This window comes from Paenibacillus sp. FSL R7-0048 (genome assembly GCF_038004505.1).
Lineage (GTDB): Bacteria > Bacillota > Bacilli > Paenibacillales > Paenibacillaceae > Paenibacillus_AQ > Paenibacillus_AQ odorifer.
On record NZ_JBBORF010000001.1, the window covers coordinates 4,079,180 to 4,097,288 of the forward strand.

An 18,109-nucleotide genomic window follows, 5' to 3' on the forward strand; every position below is an offset into this window, starting at 1 on the left:
GAACTTCAGGAGGATAACGATGTCTAGACAATTTGTGACGGAAGCCGTCATGATGGCGATTTACGGCCAGCTTCTCGTATCGAGCAGCCCTGTAGAATATATAGTGCCTTATACTACCGTGATGGAACTATACGAACTGCGAGACAGCGATGATCCGTTGATGAACCGTCCGGACGACGACAAGCATGTTAAGTTGAAGATAAGTGAGCTCATTGCTTATTTTGAAGAACCGCTCAACGCGAAGAAGATCAACCGCTGTTTAGCTGTGCCTTGGGCGAAAAGCTCAGGTATTCTCCTTGGCGGGCAATCCAAAATCACCATCATTAACAGTATGGATACCGCTGCCTACGGTGAGATGTTCGATCCCATCGAAACAGAGCTTCTGCTGTCCTCACAACGTGAGAAAGTACCTATCCTAACGGATCAATTTGAATTGATTCAACGGATCATCGAGGGTGGAGTTCCAGTTCAGGTGTACGATATTGACGACTTCGACTTCGCTCTGGAGGAAGAAACCTCTCGCAATTTGCACTGATAACACCTATGTATCTCCAACTGGAATACCCTCATTTTAAAGACAGCATTTGAAAAGCCCCTGCCTTTTGGCAAGGGCTTTTCCTGATTAAAATAAACAATCATTAAGACAACTATACCTGCACTTCGCCGGATGCCGGCTTTGGTTCGTACTTATATTCAATGTCATCCTCTGACTCAGAGTATACGATAGATAGGTCATAACCTTCCATATACCACAAGTCCTGCTCCTCCATGTAGAACACAATATCATCCTGTTTGACCTGAATAGCTGGACGCCCAGGTGCTTCTGTAGCAATGCCCAGCGAAAAACCGGGGTGAAGTCCACCTCCCGAGCTATAACGGGGAAATAAACGAATATAGTCTCCATTCTTAAGGTCCAATTCTCTCTTAAACCAAGCTGCCGCTGCTTGACTAATTTCCATGTTCATTTCTCTCAGCTCCTTTGTATATTCTAATCATAACGAAAATAAGTCGATATTCAAACAACTTTATGCAATTAATGATTTCCCAATCCATTTAAAATTAAGTTTGACAAATTCGCGAACCGGATGATAAACTCTGAACATAACTAAACGTCTTCTAGTTATTACCAAATTAATGAAAGGGGTGAGCGCGGTGTTTACGAAGTTACAGCCATATTATTTTACTATTGTTGGAATTTTTACTCAACCGAATACCGAAGCAGCCCAAGTGATTAAGCCATCCTGAAGTTTTTGCGAGTCTTATGGACCGTATAACTTTAGTTCTTGAAGGTCTCTCACATGCTTGGTGCTGTAACGCACCGTGCGCATGATAGCTGTAAATTACAGGCATATCGTCCGTTTTCGGATGATATGCCTTTTTTGTTTGCTGAAGAGATAATCACTTGCGCTTTTATCAGCATCACAAGCAATCATTACAACCTGAAAGGAAGGGATTTACTTGTTCTCTGTTCTTCGCGATCTCGGCTGGTTTTTTCGCCGAGAAAAAAGGCGTTACCTGATTGGACTCATATTACTCATAGGTGTGGGCGTTCTTGAATTACTCCCTCCACGTCTGCTAGGCAATGCCATTGACGACATAGTACGCGGTTCGATTACTACAGCATCGCTTGCCAAATATATCGGCATGATCTTCATTTTGCTGCTAGTTATTTATTGGATTACCTACATATGGATGCACAAACTTTTCGGAGGTTCCAACCTTGTTGAGCGCCTGCTGCGCTCCCGATTTATGAATCATCTTATGACTATGACACCCTCGTTCTTCGAAAAAAATAGAACTGGTGACCTCATGGCCCGGGCAACCAATGATATCAGAGCCGTCTCAGCTACCGTAGGATTCGGGATGCTTACACTGGTGGATTCTACAATCTACCTTACGGTTGTGCTGTTTGCGATGGGCTTTCTCGTCAGTTGGAAGCTGACCCTTGCAGCAGTATTACCATTACCTCTAATTGCAATAGCTATGATTTTTTATGGTAAAGCTATTCATGATCGGTACAGCTTAGCGCAGGATGCGTTCGGAGATATGAATGACCAAGTGCTCGAATCTGTCTCTGGTGTGCGCGTGATCCGTGCTTATGTCCAAGAGCGTCTTGATGAAAAACGTTTCTCGGATATTACTGAAGATGTTTACAACAAAAATATGGCCGTAGCTCGTGTCGATGCTTTCTTCGAACCAACTATCCGCTTCTGCGTCGGACTCAGCTACATTATTGGTCTTACTTATGGGATTTACCTTGTATTCCGCAATCAGATCACACTGGGTGATCTAGTCTCCTTTAATATGTATCTCGGTATGATTGTATGGCCGATGTTCGCTATTGGAGAATTGATCAACATTATGCAGCGTGGTGGAGCTTCCCTCGAACGTATCGACGAGACGTTAAACTCCAAACCCGATGTTCAAAATGCTGCCCATCCCGTTCAAGTTCCCCACCCTACTCGAATCGAGCTTAACGATGTGACTTTCCGTTATCCTTCTTCGACGATAGACAATCTAACCCATGTCAACCTAACCCTGAACCAAGGGCAGACATTAGGTGTAGTCGGGCGTACAGGAAGCGGGAAATCTACACTGCTCAAACAATTGCTCCGCGAATATCCGACAGGTTATGGAGAAATCCTTATCTCTGGCGTGCCTATTCAACAGATTTCCCTGGATCAGCTGCATAGCTGGATGGGTTATGTTCCACAAGAGCAAATCCTTTTCTCCAAATCCGTTCGGCAAAACATTCAGTTTGGTCTAGACAACGCCGATGACGATACGATTATGCAAGCCATTACAGCTGCCGCTTTCCAGAACGACCTGGGCACATTGTCCGATGGTCTGGATACTCTGGTGGGTGAACGTGGTGTATCCCTCTCCGGTGGACAAAAGCAACGTGTCTCTCTGTCCAGAGCTTTTATCGCTAATCCTGATATCCTTATTCTGGACGATGCCTTATCAGCCGTTGACGCTCGTACGGAAGCTCAGATTATCGACAATATCCGGAATGAACGTGCCGGAAAAACCACATTAATCTCTACTCACCGTCTCTCTGCCGTCCAACATGCCGACATGATTGTTGTACTGGATAACGGACAAATTGTTGAGCGAGGTACACATCAGGAACTATTGGATTTGAATGGCTGGTACCGTGAGCAATATGATCGGCAGCAAGTCGAAAATAACTTGTCAAATGATTAAACTACAACCATAAATAAACGAGCTACGACTACGCAAAACATTTTAGGAGGTGTCACGGTTGACACAAAGTACAGGCAAACGCCTGCTGGAATATGCATTGACCGCAAAGAAAACCTTTATCGCAGCCCTTCTGCTGCTTTCAATCGGGGTAGCGGCAGAGCTGGCAGGTCCATTTATAGCCAAAAGCATGATCGACAATCACATGCTGGCCATCGAGAAGCCCTATTTCAGCACCACGTCTCCCGATAAGGCGGCTGAATATAACAATAGTTTATACAAACGCGGCGATCGCTTTGAGCCCGGTGAAACTAAAGGCCAAGAAATTCGTGTTCTTCAAGCAGGGAGAAGTTTCTATTTTATTAACGAAGCTGTAACACAGCCTGACGGTGAACGAAAGTTCATCGATGGAGAGATGCATATCACCCGTGGTGATAACGAAGTTATCTATCCCGCGGTTAAGCTGTCGGCAGATGAGCTGTTCGCTTTTTACAAACCCGAGCTTCCTGGGATCTATCAGTTGGTCGGAATGTATGCTATTTTCCTTGTAATCTCCATCTTTGCTGAATTCGGAAAAACCTACTGGCTGCAATCTTCGGCGAATCAGGTAATCCGGAAGCTGCGGACAGATGTATACGCGCATATCCAGCGACTACCCGTTCATTTTTTTGACAATTTGCCTGCTGGTAAGGTAGTGTCGCGGGTTACAAATGATACCGAGGCGATTAAGGATCTATTCATTGCGGTCCTCTCCAATTTCAGCACCGGTATTATCAATATAACTGGCGTGTATATCGCTCTGTTCTTACTTGATGTCCGTCTGGGTCTGATCAGCTTGTTCATTGTACCTATTCTTGTGCTGTGGATCGTGCTCTATCGCAAAATTGCGACCAAATACAATACGATCATTCGCTCACGTCTAAGTGAAATTAACGCCATTATTAATGAATCGATTCAGGGGATGTCAATCGTCCGGATATTCCGCCGTCAGAAGCAGCTTAGTGCAGAATTTGAGAACCTGAACGATGATTACTTGAAATATCAGAATAAAATGTTAAATCTGAATGCTTTCACGTCCCACAATCTGGTGAACTCACTTCGCAGTCTCTCTTTTGTGATGGTGCTTTGGTATTTCGGACATGGCAGTATTACTGGTTCAACCTTTGTATCCTTAGGCGTTCTGTATGCCTTTGTCGATGTGCTCGGACGTTTGTTCCAGCCTATCACAGGTATGGTGAACCAGTTGGCGAACCTGGATACTTCTATGGTATCTGCGGGACGTGTGTTTACGCTTATGGATGAACCTGGAGAGAATGTTACGGACGGCTCCATGCCACGCTACAAAGGGAAAGTGGAATTTAAGAATGTATCTTTTGCTTATAAAAAAGACTACGTCCTGCGCGATATCTCCTTTGAAGCACGCCCGGGTGAAACTGTCGCTCTTGTAGGTCATACGGGTTCCGGCAAAAGCTCAATCATCAATCTACTGTTCCGGTTCTATGATCCACAAAAAGGCGATATTACGATTGACGGTCAAAAGGTTACGGATATTCCGAAGCAGTGGCTGCGGAATCACATGGGCATCGTGCTGCAGGATCCGTACCTCTTCACGGGCACCATTGCTTCGAACGTCAGCCTAGGGGATGAACGAATTTCCCGTGAACGGGTAGAACGTGCTTTGCGTGAGGTTGGTGCGGATAAGTTACTCGCTCATCTTCCACAAGGATTTGATGAACCTGTCATCGAAAAAGGAAGTACTTTATCTGCGGGTCAGCGGCAATTGATTTCTTTTGCGAGAGCTCTCTCCTTTGACCCAGCTATTCTCATTCTAGATGAAGCTACCTCCAACATCGATACAGAAACGGAAAGCGTCATTCAGGATGCGCTGGAAGTTCTCAAAAAAGGACGCACCACTTTCATCATCGCTCACCGCTTATCCACGATTCGCAGTGCAGATCAGATTCTAGTCCTGCATCACGGAGAGATCGTAGAACGCGGCAGCCACGATGAACTGATGGCGCTTGGCGGAAGATACTTCCGTATGTACCAGCTGCAAGTAGGTGCTGCTGCTAACAGCTCTGGCGATAACGCTGGCGCAAGCAACCGTCCAGCACTCGGAAACTTGCAACCCTCTCTTGAGAAAATGTAATTTACAACCCTGAGTCACTTCATTGTGATTCAGGGTTTTTTCCTGCTTGATCTTAGAACAGATGTTCTGTATTATGGAAATTAATACATAACCTTGGAGGAGCAAACGATGCTTACTTATAATTTGACTAAGAAACAAGCCAGGCTTTTTCTGCTATCTCATCAAAAGTTAACTGCTGGAGCTATCCCTTCTGGAAAACTTAGTATTTATGACTATGTTCGTCACGTAGGCTGCATCCAATATGACCCCCTTAATATCGCTGGCCATAATCATGAGCTGGTCCTCCAGGCACGGATTCCGGGATTTACGCCAGAACTGGTCCAAGAGCTTCTGTATGAAGACAGACTGCTCGTTGATGGCTGGGACAAGAACATGTCTATTTATTGTACAGAGGATTGGCCTTATTTTAAGCGGAGAAGAACTGCTGCTGCCTCCCATCATCAGGCTAATGAGCCTGTAATGGTCGCTGTAGCACGGGTTCGTGAAGAGCTTCAGAAGCGTGGTCCCCTCTCCTCTCTGGATTTAGACGGAAAGGAAAAAGTAGATTGGGCTTGGGCTCCGACAAGATTATCACGAGCTGCAATGGAAAGCATGTACTTTTGGGGAGAGATTGTTGTCCACCATCGTGTACATACCCGGCGATATTATGATTTCGCTGAACGTTTGTTACCCTCAGAGCTGCTGAGTTCAGCCGATCCAAATGTCACGGAAGAACAATTTCATGATTGGTATGTGTTACGTAGAATAGGAAGTATCGGCTTGTTATGGAATAAATCTGGAGACGGATGGCTGGGCATATCCGGACTGAAGAGCAAAGAGCGTGCGGCGGCGATTCAGAGATTGCTGGAGAAGGATAGTCTCAGAAAAGTTTGGGTCGAGGGGATTAAGGTTCCGCTTTATATCCGCAGTATAGATGCTCCAACCTTGGAGTCTGTGATACTGCAAGAATCTGAAGAGATTGGGCTTCAACCACGTGATTCATTTGCGGCCGTTTTGGCTCCGCTGGATAATTTGTTGTGGGAACGTGAGCTGGTTCGGCAATTATTCGGATTTCATTACCGCTGGGAGGTCTATAAGCCGGCAATAGAACGAGAATATGGTTACTATGTACTGCCTATATTATATAATGATCGTTTTGTTGGCAGATTTGAACCGGTGATGGATAAGAAGAGCCAAACATTGAATATTAACAATTGGTGGTGGGAACCTGGAGAAAGCCTAACACCGGAGATGATTCCGGCATTAGGCGAAGCTTTAACTGCACTCTCTCGCTGTGTTAGAGCTTCTTCGGTTCATTTTAGACCAGAGGTTGTAACAGCTTGCGGATTAGAAGGATTATTACAATAAGTTTTCCTCCTCTAATCCAAGTTTCGTGAACATTTCTGTGCAGTAGCCTTGCAGTTTAACTTCAAGTCTACTTGCTTTATTTTTAAAACGTTTCAGCTCCCGAATCATTTTAGCCCTTCCGGCAGGCGTAAAGGTTTCCTGTATACGCTCTTTAAAGTAATCATGAACGATGTAATTACGTTGTTTCCACACTTCCTCCAACTGAGCGGTTTCTTGCTCCGAGAAAGGAAAATGATGTTGGATTTCTTTGATGAGTTGGCCGAGTGAATTGCTGAGTTTTCGCTGATAAAGGTCTGTCAGATCTGCTTCTGTTGGCGTTTTTCCTTGTGATAGCTTAGTAAGCAATAGCAAGTTGGTAAGCTGCTGCTCGAGGGCCTGTCCATAATAAACTGCCAGTCCAAAATAGGCGAATAACTCTTTTGATTGTTCACTCTCAGGTACATATGTATCCTTCATCTTTTCCCCCACTTCTGTATCCTTGTTCCTTTTATCTATACAAGTTATGTTTTGTTGTAATCCCTCTGTCTTGATCTGTACAAATAAAAACCGATAAGCAGTGTTATATATACTAATGCTTGTGTAAAGGAACCTAAAACCTTCGCTAATGACAATGTATCAGCTTTCATCATGGCCTCCATTACAGGAGTTACTGGCGGCAACAACCAGATCAAAAAATGAAATATACCAGGCAAACTTTCGCTGATTTGTGCTCCGCCCAGTGATAGTATAACGATAGCTAACAACATACCTGTCGCGTGACTGCCTTTTTGAACCCAAGAAGATTGAAAGAATAGGGCAATAGCCACACCAAGCATACCCAATAATCCATGTCCTATGAGCGCGAGAATTAACCGATATCCCCCGGGTGATTCTGCAAAATGACCCGTTACCCAAGGATAAAGGACAATCAATAGATCTAGCAGCAGCGTTAGAAATGCAAGCGTTAAGATACCACCTGCACTATGTTTAGCCGCACTTCGCATGTGAACAACTGCAATCTGCCGATGAACAGCGTGCTCATGATTCAAAAAACTAAGACTCATCCAAGCGCAGCTTATAAAGAGCATTACTGCTGTAGCGGCATAGCTATTCATAACTGGATTGGGCTTATAAGAATACAATATCAAGACTGCAATCACAATCCCTGCTAACGGGCCGAAATAACGCTGAGATCGAGTATAACTTCGCAGCATGTAAACGATAAACGGATACACGTAAGACCCCCTGTTCAACTCCTAGGATTCATCCATTTTTCTAAGTCATGCGATCCTCCGCGAGGTTCTACCGATTGTATTGAACCACCCGACTCCAAGATAACCCGCAAAAAAGTATCTGATTCTGAACTTGTTACTGTCAACGCCGTACGTTCTATGTTACAACTATCCTTAAACGTATTTATTGAAATGAAACCTGCCATTTCCTTCAATTGCTGCAGTTTCTGAATCGACAGATTAGACAATAGTATGTATGTAGAGGGTTTTATGTTTAGCTTCTCTGACCCCTGAATTGACTTTACAATTTTCCCTTCATGTATCACATGAACCTGATCCGCAAGCAATTCAATCCATTGGGGTTCATGTACAGAGAAGACTATAGCAGTCCCCTTATTTCTCAAAACGATGAGAAGATCCGCTAACTTATTCATTGAGGGGAGATCAAGGCCCGACATAGGTTCATCAAGAAGCAGCAACGAGGGACTTCCCAACAAGCTTTGAATCAAATTAATTTTTTGCAGCATTCCTTTGGAGAAATCTAGCATCGACTGCTTGCGAAAGTGCTCCAGTTTAAAAAGTTGAAATAACGTTGTTAGCTCCTGTTCGATCAGGACTGGCGCAAGGCCGCTAATCTGACCCATACTTCGCAAGTACTGTTCTGGGGTCAGCTTCAATCCTGGAAACATTTCAGGTGCATAACCAATTCTCAGATTTGGATCCTTACAACTCAGCTTTCCTGAGGAAATGTGGACAAGTCCAGCTAAGATTGACAACAGGGTACTTTTGCCGGATCCGTTTCGTCCGATCAGAGCTGTTACAGTTCCCTTTTCAATAGTGAACGATACATCCTCCAATACGGGTCGGCGTCCATACTGTTTACTGATCTGCTCTAATTCAATTAGGGAAGTAGCAACACCTATACTACCGCCGGCAAAGTTACGATCTACTAAGTTCGCCACTTAACATTCTCCCTTCATATCTACTGTTAATTCTCCGGTTCCCTACGAATTTCCTCTTCTAGGAATCAAAAAAAAGAAAGAACTGCCATAGCAGCCCTTTCTAAAATTTACTTTCAATCCAGTATTTCTCCCCTATTTTTCTACCAATAGCATGAATCAAACAGATCTGGATATAAAAAACCAGACTATTGCTATATTTCTACAGCAACAATCTGGCTATCAGTTCATATATGAGAGTTAAGTTATACGATTTTACGCGTATACCTCAACAGCATCGCTAATCAAACGGCATGCCTCTGCAGCTTTACGGCAGGCATTAATACATTCTTGGCAGTGATTATGTATATGCTTGCTGCTTTCATCCGCGCATGCTTCACATATTTCTGCACATAGTTTTAGAATTCCAGATACAAACGGACTTTGACGGGTCATTGCTTGAATGGCATAAGAACAAATATCCGCACATTCACGATCGAGCCGCATGCTCTCACGAAGAGATGCAAGATCATATTCTTTTAGGCTTGAGACATAGCTGTAGTTACAGGCATTCATACTTTCGAGACAAGCGTCAATGCACTCCTGATATTGAATTCGGGTCATAGCCTTCAACCTCCTGCATTTTTAATGGTATGCCTTACTATTAACCTACAAGATTAGGAATGAACCACAGCTTCTTCTGAAGCAGAACGGATTACAGGCTTCTTTTGATCGTTCCAGGCCGAACTAAAATACGTCCTTCCATCTCCAGCAGCTTCGTGCGTAACTCACTGGATGAGAAATGTTCCCCGATAAATACAGCTACGTCTGGCACTTCGCCTTGAGGTGTGATTTTCATAAAATCAGCTTCACGGTAAGCATATTGAAAAAGAAAGCGACTGGAGGTGTCATTAAAGGTCACAATGCCTTTAGCCCTATAAACATCACGCGGAAGCTCCTTGACGAACTGTTCAAAGGTCTCGCTGTTGACAGGTCGTTTGAAGTAATGTGTGTATGCCATCACGTGATCGTGGGAAGCGTGGGTGGCTCCTGAAGATTGCAGAGCTTCCTCATGCACATGGCTTTCGCTGTCGCTCTCTTCAAGCTGTGTATCCGTAAGAACTCCACCTGCGCTACGCAGGAGCTCCTCTGTGTCGATCTCACAACGCTCCGCTGGCATAATCGGTGCATAAGAATTCCATTTTCGCAGAACGGTTGTGATCTCTTCCGCTTCATCTGCTGAGACACGGTCAGTTTTATTCAGAATCAAAACAGAGGCGCAGCGAATTTGCTCCTGCATCAGTCGATAGGTTGCGCCCTGCTGCGCACGGTACAATTCGAGCAGATGCGCGGCGTCAACGACGGTGATCAAGCTTTTCAGCTCTACTTTTTGATACAGTGAAGTTTCGGTTACGCCATCTACAATTTCCAGCGGGTTCGCCGCACCTGTGGCCTCAATAACAACAACATCAGGTGATTCCTTCTTGATAAGAGTTGTTAGCTCTGTGCTGAGATCCCCTCGAATAGAACAGCAGATACAGCCGCCGAGCAGCTCTGCCATAGGAACGGTTTGCTCAACCAGCAGCCCATCCAGATTCACTTCACCCAGCTCATTCATCACTACTGCCGGGCGTAAGCCCTGATCTTTCCAATGTTCCAGCAGGCGCTGCAGCAGGGTAGTTTTGCCGCTTCCCAGAAATCCTGACAATATATACACAGGTACAACCTGTTCCATGATTCATCGCTCCTTGCAAATTACGGGTATGGTAGCGAGTTTACTACATGATGCCAAAGCACGCAAGCGGCACCCCTATATCCTCAAAAGATTAGCGCTGGATAACGAAACTTGTCTTTGCTTCCCCCATACCCTATCATGAGAACATCTCTAATTTAGGAGCTGATCTCATTGTCATCCGTTGAAGAACATCGGAAGGAAGCACCACAGTCCGTGTCCTGCTATATCATTACCGTCTCAGACACCAGAACTACTGAAACAGATACCGGTGGAGCTTTAATCCAATCCATGCTTGAGGCTGCCGGTTATGAAGTTATAGGCCGTACCATTATCAAAGACAACTATCAAGACATTCGTGAACTACTCTATAAAAACGCTGATCACACTGGAGTTGAAGCCGTACTGCTCACGGGTGGAACAGGAATTTCTCCCCGTGATACCACCTACGAAGCAGTTTCATCCTTGCTGGATAAAACGCTGCCGGGCTTCGGTGAGATTTTTCGAATGTTAAGCTACACAGAAGATATAGGTTCGGCGGCAATCCTTAGTCGAGCAATTGCAGGTACGATTGGCAACACAGCTATTTTTTCTATGCCCGGCTCCACTGGAGCCGTTAAATTGGCTATGGAACGGCTAATTATCCCGGAGCTTCGTCATGTAATGCGAGAGATATACAAACAATAATCCCACCCATTTTTTTATAAACTAGACAAATAACCAAGCATACCTTTGTTCTGTGCGTATAATACGGTAAGTTCACACACAAAGGAGCTGAAGGAAATGTCAGAAGAATGTCCAAAATGTCCGGCCCAAACTGTCACTGACCCACCTAAGGTGGTTTATCAAGATTATTACCACCCTCAAGTTGTGAATGTTATTCACCCGGTAGAAATCGTTAGACGCCATCACTGTGTCCCAGTTCCTCGCCATTGCTACACCTATTCTGTTAAAGATATCATGTGCGATAACTCCATGATGCCTAGAGGCAGAAGATAAAACTCTACTTCATAACTCTATTAAAAGAATCCTATAAGTGAGAGAAACATCCATGTCCAACACATGGAGATGTGCTCTCGCTTTTTTCTGCATAAAAGATTTGACAATCCTGACCATTCCCCCTATAATTTTGAACACTTTACGCGAAAGTGGTTTTTGATTAACCAAACAGTTAATCGGAAAGGAAAGAGATGAGCTCACTCCAAACTTTAAATCGAAAGATCAAAACGGTCGTCAGTCCTTTTCATGAGTTATTATGCAGTCTGCATGTCTTCCATCAACCAGAACACCATCCAACAAGATTACAATGGGCTTTGGAGCTCAAGAAAAGAATGCCTCTTGCTCTACAGGAGAACATCCACACACTTGGGCAGTTGTCAGAACGTTGGATCGCTCTGCTAGATTTACCGGACCGTATGGGTGTCCCTATTTCTTGCAATCAAGGAATCACCCTACTCAAAAAACTTCCGGATGCAGAGCTAGTGTATCTATTTATGAATCAAGAAATTGCACTAAGTACCATAGTCGAATGGCTGAATGAATCGGAAAGCAAACGTTCGCTGATGAAGTTGAGTGGAAACGTGAAGTACCTGATAAACAATCTGGCTAGTGTTCGCAAGCTGTTAATCTCAACATTAATTACATACGAACATGATTATTTCGGGCAGGAATGGGACTATATTGAACCATTTATGAACATCTCAGCCGCTCAGTTTCAAGACTTAGCCAGTCGTTCCCCGGAAAAGGCACTAAATACGCTCCACCCACGCCTCCTCTCAGAGAACGGGACTCTGACAGTACAAAAGGCTGTAACGTATTACTTTCCTTATGACCAGCTTGGACAAGTGTACGTTTTTCCTTCTACATTCATATTTCCGCATCTGCTTGTTGGCTGGTTCGAAGACACTTTATTTTTGCCTCTCACGGTGGATGTTCCCGGTCTTGCCTTTAGTGAGGGACCGCCGAGTGACCTGTTGCGCCAACTCAAAGCTTTAAGTGATGATACGCGGATGAGAATTCTGAAACTGCTGTGGAAAGGGCCGCATTGTACTAAGCAGCTTGCGCCAATATTGGGTATTTCTGAAGCTGCGGTCTCTAAACAGCTAAAACAACTAAGTGAAGCAGGATTTACCCAATCACAGCGAAAAGGGAATTATTTATTTTATTCAGTGAACAAAGAAGTCTTTGATAATCTGCTCATCCTGCAAAGGCAGTACCTTGAACAATGAGGTTAATGAAAGGTGTGAGTACATATGTGGCATATCGCTATCGCAACCCTAAAAAGAAACCAAAAATCTAATCTTAGAGCCTTTCCCTGGACCTTTACATTCGGGCACATTATTGATGGAGTTTATCTAGTCATCATCTCTTATTTTTCTTATGTGTATCTAATCAAAGGGGATATAGATTCAAAATTTGCTATCTATAGTGGCAGTGAGGACTATCTGACCTATGTAATTATTGGAGGTATGCTCAATATATTTTCCGTCAGTATGATGATGAATGTATCCAGGGCACTTATTACCGAATGGAGGGAAGGTACACTTGAGGCACTGTTGCTCTCCCCTTCAAGCCGGAGCGGTTATTTTCTAGGAAACGCTGTCCAGCAGTTGTATCGAAGTGGGGCGGAATTGCTGGTGGTTCTCTTCTTTGGCCTTTTAGCAGGACTTCGACTCCCCTCAGTTGACTTCCTATCTGTCTTCGTGGGAATTTTGCTATTTTTACTATCGTGTTATGCGATGGCGCTGGTGCTAGGAAGCATTATGCTTTATACAAGGGACACCTTCATTGTGCAAAATACTCTATTTACGCTAACTGCTCTACTGTGTGGATTTCAGTTTCCAAGGCAATACTTGCCTGACTACTTGCAGGTTATAGGTGAGATTTTCCCATTGACCTATGCGCTACAACTCCTTCGAGGCTCGTTGCTAACTGGAGAAGCAATACGATTACCTGACATATGGCCAATCATACTGCTTAGTGTTGTATACATAACGGTTGGTCAATGGACAAACCGGCGCATAGAGCGCGGGTTGTTCGAACGATTCTAAAACCTTGGAGGAGTGAAACCATTGATTAATATGCATGAAGTTACTAAGATTTACGAGAGCAAACATAAACTGAGCTGGTTCCGTTCGGAAAAAAGATCAGTGACAGCAGTGAAATCACTATCTTTAGATATCGCTGCGGGGGAAATCGTAGGTCTTCTCGGTCTAAATGGCGCTGGAAAAACCACTACAATACGTATGCTTTCTACTCTCCTAGAGCCAACCTCCGGCAGTATTGAAGTCGATGGAATGTTACTACACAAGAATCGACAGGCCATTCAGCAAAAAGTAAATATGATCGCCGGAGGAGAACGAATGTTGTACTGGCGGCTCACTGGTAGAGAGAATCTTGAATATTTCGGTAAACTCTATGGAATGAACAGCCCTCAAATTGCTAGAGAAGCAGAACGTCTTCTGGAGGAAGTAGGTTTGACCCAAGCTGCTGACCAACCCGTTGAACAATATTCTAAAGGGATGAAGCAACGGCTGCAAATCGCCCGCGGACTTATCAACGATCCACAATACTTATTTCTAGATGAGCCCACACTTGGCCTTGATGCCCCTATTGCCAGGCAGCTTCGCAGTACGATAAGAAAGCTTGCACTGGACAGTGGAAAGGGTATCCTTCTGACCAGCCATTATTTACAGGAGGTCGAAGAACTATGTGACCGAGTTTATGTACTGAATCGAGGCGAGCTTCTGCTCTGTGACAAACCTGAGCGGATTGTCCATCAGGTTGCAGGCTCGCAAACTGCTCATTTAGAGGTTACAGGCTGGCATGAATCACTTCGTCCCAAGCTACTAGAGCATCTACGAACATTTACTCAGCCTGCGGAATTAATGGGTGTCTGCGCAACAGAAAAACTAGAACTTCAAAATGATGGACTGCAGCGCATTTCTGTAAAGACACCTTTGGCTGATAGAATCATTACAGAGCTCCTGCCATGGACTACTGAGCAGGGGCTTAGCATTAAAAGCTTCGCATCCGAAAAACCTACTTTGGAGGATGCGATTATCCTCCTTTCGGAAGGAAGGGTATCATGAACTTACATAGCTTATGGTTTACCCTTAGCGCGGAGATCACTAAGCAGCATCGAAATAGAGTTAAGGGACGCGCAGTGTTTTTTTCACTTCTACTCTGGCCGGCGCTCACCTTTTTAACCACCTACTTTACTATGCAGCCCTTTAGAACCGGAGCAGGATCAGCACTCTCAACAGTAATACCAGATGGACGGATTCCCCTTTTTCTGCTGAGCGGATATCTCGTCTTTCAGTTATACTGGACGGTTGTGCAAGCCGCATGGTTATTCGAACAAGAACGCAAAGGGGGCACACTTGAGGTAGTGTTCCTAACGCCAGCGTCAAAAATGGCCTTCCTGTATGGACGTTCCGTATATTCACTATTTCACGGAATATGGATGTTCGCTTGCTTCTCCATTCTGACTTTCATTTTTCTTGCGGACGTAACGACTGTTAACTGGGGCGCCTTATTACCTGTATTAATACTTATCATGATATCAGCGGTTATATGGGGAGCTTTGCTGTGTGCGATATCTCTATTCTCAAGGGATTCAGGGCTACTCTATTACATCTTTCAAGCACCAATGGAGCTGTTTGGCGGGGTTCGTATTCCACCAGCAGTATTCCCAGCATGGGCAACGGGTTTATCCCTTCTGTTTCCACTCACATATAGTCTGGTTCTTGTGCGCGGGGCGTTATACGATAATATCGGTACTAGCTGGTGGTGGGCTCTCGGCGCTTTAATCGTAGGTAGTGCTTGTCTTGTCATTTGTACCCGCTATCTTCTGGTTAGAGCAGAACAACATGCAAGAGTAAAAGGAAACTGGACTTTATTCTAACTGTAAATGACCAAGTTTTTAACACATAGGACCTAAGAGACGTTATTTGCTGGTTTTTAGCTTTTTCAGAAGTTTCGCGGACTCCAGTGACACTATTCCTTCAAAAAGGGTTCATTTGGGGAGTTTTAGGGCCGATAACTGCTATGGAGTCCGTTAGAATTTCAAACGGGAGAGAAAGCTGTGTTTAAGGTCAGCGGTGTCCGAAAACTGCTTCTTACGCGCAAATGCTCCCTAACCACAAAATAACCCGGCAGACAAATCTGCCGGGTTATTTCATATTTTATATACTGGAGATAAACACAGCTTATAAGTCAGGATGTTCGTGTTTTGCCTTGAGACGATTCCAACGGCGCTCAACTTCTTCTTCGAAGCTGTGTAAAGCTGGCTCATTCTCAGGTTTCAACAAATGACGAGTTTTACCCATTGTCTTCAGCCATGCTGAGAGCTCAACACGTTTGCCCTTATCTTCAGGGTTATATGTGATATTCGTAGAACCATGCTCTACTTCATATAACGGGAAGAAGCAAGACTCAACAGCTAATGATACGATGTTCGTGCCTTCCTTATCATCAGACATCCAGTTTAGCGGACATGCGATCAGGATTTTACCATACACCAAACCTTCGTTTTGTGCGTACCACTGTGCTTTTGCCGCTTTTTTCACCAGATCCTGCGGATAAGCCTCCGAACCCGTGAAGACATAAGGAATGTTAGTAGCCGCCATAATTTGTGCTGTATCTTTATGCTGAGTAACTTTACCTTGCTGCTGCTTGCCGATACTGGAGGTTGAAGTACGGTGACCCAGTGGTGTCGAATAGGACTGCTGTGCTCCAGTATTCATGTAACCCTCGTTATCGTACTCTACAATAATCATTTTGTGACCACGCAGTGCAGCTCCAATTGCCGGTCCCATCCCGATGTCCATACCGCCATCTCCGGTTACCATAACAAACGTAAAGTCCTCTTTAAGCCCTAGTCCATCCAGCTCACCGCGACGTTTGCGTTCCCAGAACATCTCTACGACACCGGACAAGGTAGCCGCTCCATTTTGGAAAAGATTATGGATAAACGTTGATTTATGGGAGGAATACGGATACCCCGTAGTCGTTACCATGGCACAGCCTGTATGATAAAGTGCGACGATATCCCCTTCAATCCCTTTGAAGAAAGTCTCCAGTCCTGAGAAAATCCCGCAACCTGGACACGCACCATGCCCTGGGGAGAGCCGTTTAGGTTTCTTCGTTAAGCTGCGCAGTGGCGGAATCCGTACGCTTAATTTGCCTGTTGCTTCATCCTGTTTCACAGTGATTAAGCCTGTCTTCAGTAAGTCAAAGTCCATTGGCTTCAGAAGACGTTGCGGAGCTTTATCTGGTGTACCCGGATTGTGGCCATAATAATCAAATGGTATGTCTACTCGATCTGCAGCAACAGCATCTATTGCTAATTGGAAAAAGGCATGACCATCTTCTGCGTAGAAGTCCTTACCACCCAAACCATAGATACGGCTAATTACTTTAGTCGTAGTGTTGCCATATGTGAACAGCGCTGCCTTGATTTCATTGACCATGTTACCACCATGTCCGCCAACAGAATCTGCACGGTCACCAACGGTCATTGCTTTAACATTTTTCAGCGCTTCAGCAATTTGCTTCTGCGGGAAAGGACGGATCATATTCGGCGAGATTGCACCGGCTTTGATCCCTTGCAACCGAAGCTGATCCACAACATCCTTAATAATCTCAGAGGCAGAATTCATCAAGAATACGGCTACTTCAGCATCTTCCATCCGATATTCCTCGATCATTGGATAATGACGTCCGGTTAACTCAGCAAATTCCTTCGCAATTTCTTCAAAAACTTCACCCGCATTGTACATAGCTACGGACTGCTGATAGCGGTTGTTAATATAGTCAGGTTCGTTCATATAAGGACCAACCGTTACCGGATTATTGCGGTCTAAAGTATCGGTAAAGCCTGTTGGAGGCTGCGGTCCAACAAATTTATGAACATCCTCCCGATGAGTAAAAGCTTGAACGCGGCGTTTCTGGTGGGAGGTGAAATATCCATCTGAAGCCACCATTACCGGAAGACGAACTTTAGCATGTTCCGCAAGCTTCAATGCCATTAGGTTCATATCATAAACAGATTGTGGATCCCGGCACATTAAAATAGGCCAACCTGTATTCAAAGCAAAATACAAATCTGAATGGTCCCCGTGAATATTCAGCGGTCCAGAGATCGAACGGCAGATTAGATTCATAACCATAGGCATACGCGTACCAGCTTGTACAGGCAATTGCTCAAGCATGAACATATAACCTTGGGCACTGGTAGCATTAAATACACGTCCGCCAGCCGTTGAAGCGCCATAACAGATACCAGCAGAGCTATGCTCGCCATCTGACGGAATCAGCATAATATCATGCTGGCCATTCGCTTTCATCGTATCAAGAAATTGCGCTACTTCTGTCGATGGAGAAATCGGAAAATACCCCATTACATGATAATTTATCTGATGAGCAGCATAAGCCGCCATTTCATTGCCGGATTCATATAGGAATTTCTGCTCTACTTTAGCAGAGCCTACTTCTTTTTCATAATCTATAGCCACGTGTATTCCAC

Annotated in this window: 16 protein-coding genes; 9 read left to right on the forward strand and 7 right to left on the reverse strand. The window is 44.6% G+C overall.

Translation table 11 applies throughout. From position 1 onward, the window contains the following. Window positions 1–19 precede the first annotated feature (19 nt). On the forward strand, window positions 20–535 hold the full coding sequence (locus tag NSQ91_RS18240; RefSeq protein WP_036688017.1) for a hypothetical protein: 516 nt from the start codon (window positions 20–22) through the stop codon (window positions 533–535). Between the two features lie 112 nt (window positions 536–647). Here the strand turns inward: NSQ91_RS18240 and NSQ91_RS18245 are convergent, their stop codons facing one another. Further along, entirely contained in the window at window positions 648–965 is a 318-nt protein-coding gene (locus NSQ91_RS18245) for a HesB/YadR/YfhF family protein (protein ID WP_076304075.1), read from the reverse strand. Between the two features lie 493 nt (window positions 966–1,458). On the opposite strand from NSQ91_RS18245, the gene NSQ91_RS18250 reads away from it, so the two are divergent. From NSQ91_RS18250 to NSQ91_RS18260, 3 genes are all read left to right on the forward strand, one after another. After that, on the forward strand, window positions 1,459–3,207 hold the full coding sequence (locus NSQ91_RS18250; protein ID WP_340919229.1) for an ABC transporter ATP-binding protein: 1,749 nt from the start codon (window positions 1,459–1,461) through the stop codon (window positions 3,205–3,207). 58 nt (window positions 3,208–3,265) lie between these two features. Then, window positions 3,266–5,353, forward strand: coding sequence for an ABC transporter ATP-binding protein (locus NSQ91_RS18255; protein WP_076219221.1), 2,088 nt, complete (start codon window positions 3,266–3,268; stop codon window positions 5,351–5,353). Between the two features lie 108 nt (window positions 5,354–5,461). Next, complete coding sequence (locus NSQ91_RS18260) at window positions 5,462–6,700, forward strand: winged helix-turn-helix domain-containing protein (RefSeq protein ID WP_340919232.1); 1,239 nt, start codon at window positions 5,462–5,464, stop codon at window positions 6,698–6,700. Here the strand turns inward: NSQ91_RS18260 and NSQ91_RS18265 are convergent. The 5 genes from NSQ91_RS18265 to NSQ91_RS18285 form a co-directional block, all read right to left on the reverse strand. Beyond that, on the reverse strand, window positions 6,692–7,156 hold the full coding sequence (locus tag NSQ91_RS18265; protein ID WP_038571625.1) for a hypothetical protein: 465 nt from the start codon (window positions 7,154–7,156) through the stop codon (window positions 6,692–6,694). The two genes, NSQ91_RS18260 and NSQ91_RS18265, sit on opposite strands and share 9 nt — an antisense overlap. Before the next feature lie 44 nt (window positions 7,157–7,200). Further along, on the reverse strand, window positions 7,201–7,914 hold the full coding sequence (locus tag NSQ91_RS18270) for a hypothetical protein (protein ID WP_340919235.1): 714 nt from the start codon (window positions 7,912–7,914) through the stop codon (window positions 7,201–7,203). A gap of 14 nt (window positions 7,915–7,928) precedes the next feature. Beyond that, window positions 7,929–8,873 carry an ABC transporter ATP-binding protein gene (locus NSQ91_RS18275; RefSeq protein WP_340919237.1) on the reverse strand — a complete coding sequence of 315 codons (945 nt, stop codon included), beginning with the start codon at window positions 8,871–8,873 and terminating at the stop codon, window positions 7,929–7,931. A 252-nt stretch (window positions 8,874–9,125) separates the two neighbouring features. After that, entirely contained in the window at window positions 9,126–9,473 is a 348-nt protein-coding gene (locus tag NSQ91_RS18280; protein ID WP_036688030.1) for a four-helix bundle copper-binding protein, read from the reverse strand. A 91-nt stretch (window positions 9,474–9,564) separates the two neighbouring features. Further along, window positions 9,565–10,584 (reverse strand): CobW family GTP-binding protein, encoded by a 1,020-nt coding sequence (locus NSQ91_RS18285; protein ID WP_076128306.1) that lies wholly within the window; start codon window positions 10,582–10,584, stop codon window positions 9,565–9,567. 165 nt (window positions 10,585–10,749) lie between these two features. Here NSQ91_RS18285 and NSQ91_RS18290 point away from each other — a divergent pair, with 165 nt between their 5' ends. The 5 genes from NSQ91_RS18290 to NSQ91_RS18310 all read left to right on the forward strand — a co-directional run bounded on the left by NSQ91_RS18290 (window position 10,750) and on the right by NSQ91_RS18310 (window position 15,487). Next, window positions 10,750–11,268, forward strand: a complete 519-nt coding sequence (locus NSQ91_RS18290) for a MogA/MoaB family molybdenum cofactor biosynthesis protein (RefSeq protein WP_076128304.1) — start codon at window positions 10,750–10,752, stop codon at window positions 11,266–11,268. Between the two features lie 503 nt (window positions 11,269–11,771). Continuing rightward, window positions 11,772–12,809: an ArsR/SmtB family transcription factor gene (locus NSQ91_RS18295; protein ID WP_081390503.1), complete on the forward strand. Its 1,038-nt coding sequence runs from the start codon at window positions 11,772–11,774 to the stop codon at window positions 12,807–12,809. A 24-nt stretch (window positions 12,810–12,833) separates the two neighbouring features. Continuing rightward, window positions 12,834–13,631 carry an ABC transporter permease gene (locus NSQ91_RS18300; RefSeq protein WP_076304070.1) on the forward strand — a complete coding sequence of 266 codons (798 nt, stop codon included), beginning with the start codon at window positions 12,834–12,836 and terminating at the stop codon, window positions 13,629–13,631. Between the two features lie 30 nt (window positions 13,632–13,661). Further along, window positions 13,662–14,672 carry an ABC transporter ATP-binding protein gene (locus tag NSQ91_RS18305; protein WP_076304142.1) on the forward strand — a complete coding sequence of 337 codons (1,011 nt, stop codon included), beginning with the start codon at window positions 13,662–13,664 and terminating at the stop codon, window positions 14,670–14,672. Beyond that, window positions 14,669–15,487, forward strand: a complete 819-nt coding sequence (locus tag NSQ91_RS18310) for an ABC transporter permease (RefSeq protein WP_076304069.1) — start codon at window positions 14,669–14,671, stop codon at window positions 15,485–15,487. Before NSQ91_RS18305 ends, NSQ91_RS18310 begins: the two co-directional genes overlap by 4 nt. A gap of 304 nt (window positions 15,488–15,791) precedes the next feature. Here the strand turns inward: NSQ91_RS18310 and NSQ91_RS18315 are convergent, their stop codons facing one another. Then, complete coding sequence (locus NSQ91_RS18315) at window positions 15,792–18,098, reverse strand: thiamine pyrophosphate-dependent enzyme (RefSeq protein ID WP_076304068.1); 2,307 nt, start codon at window positions 18,096–18,098, stop codon at window positions 15,792–15,794. Window positions 18,099–18,109 lie beyond the last annotated feature (11 nt).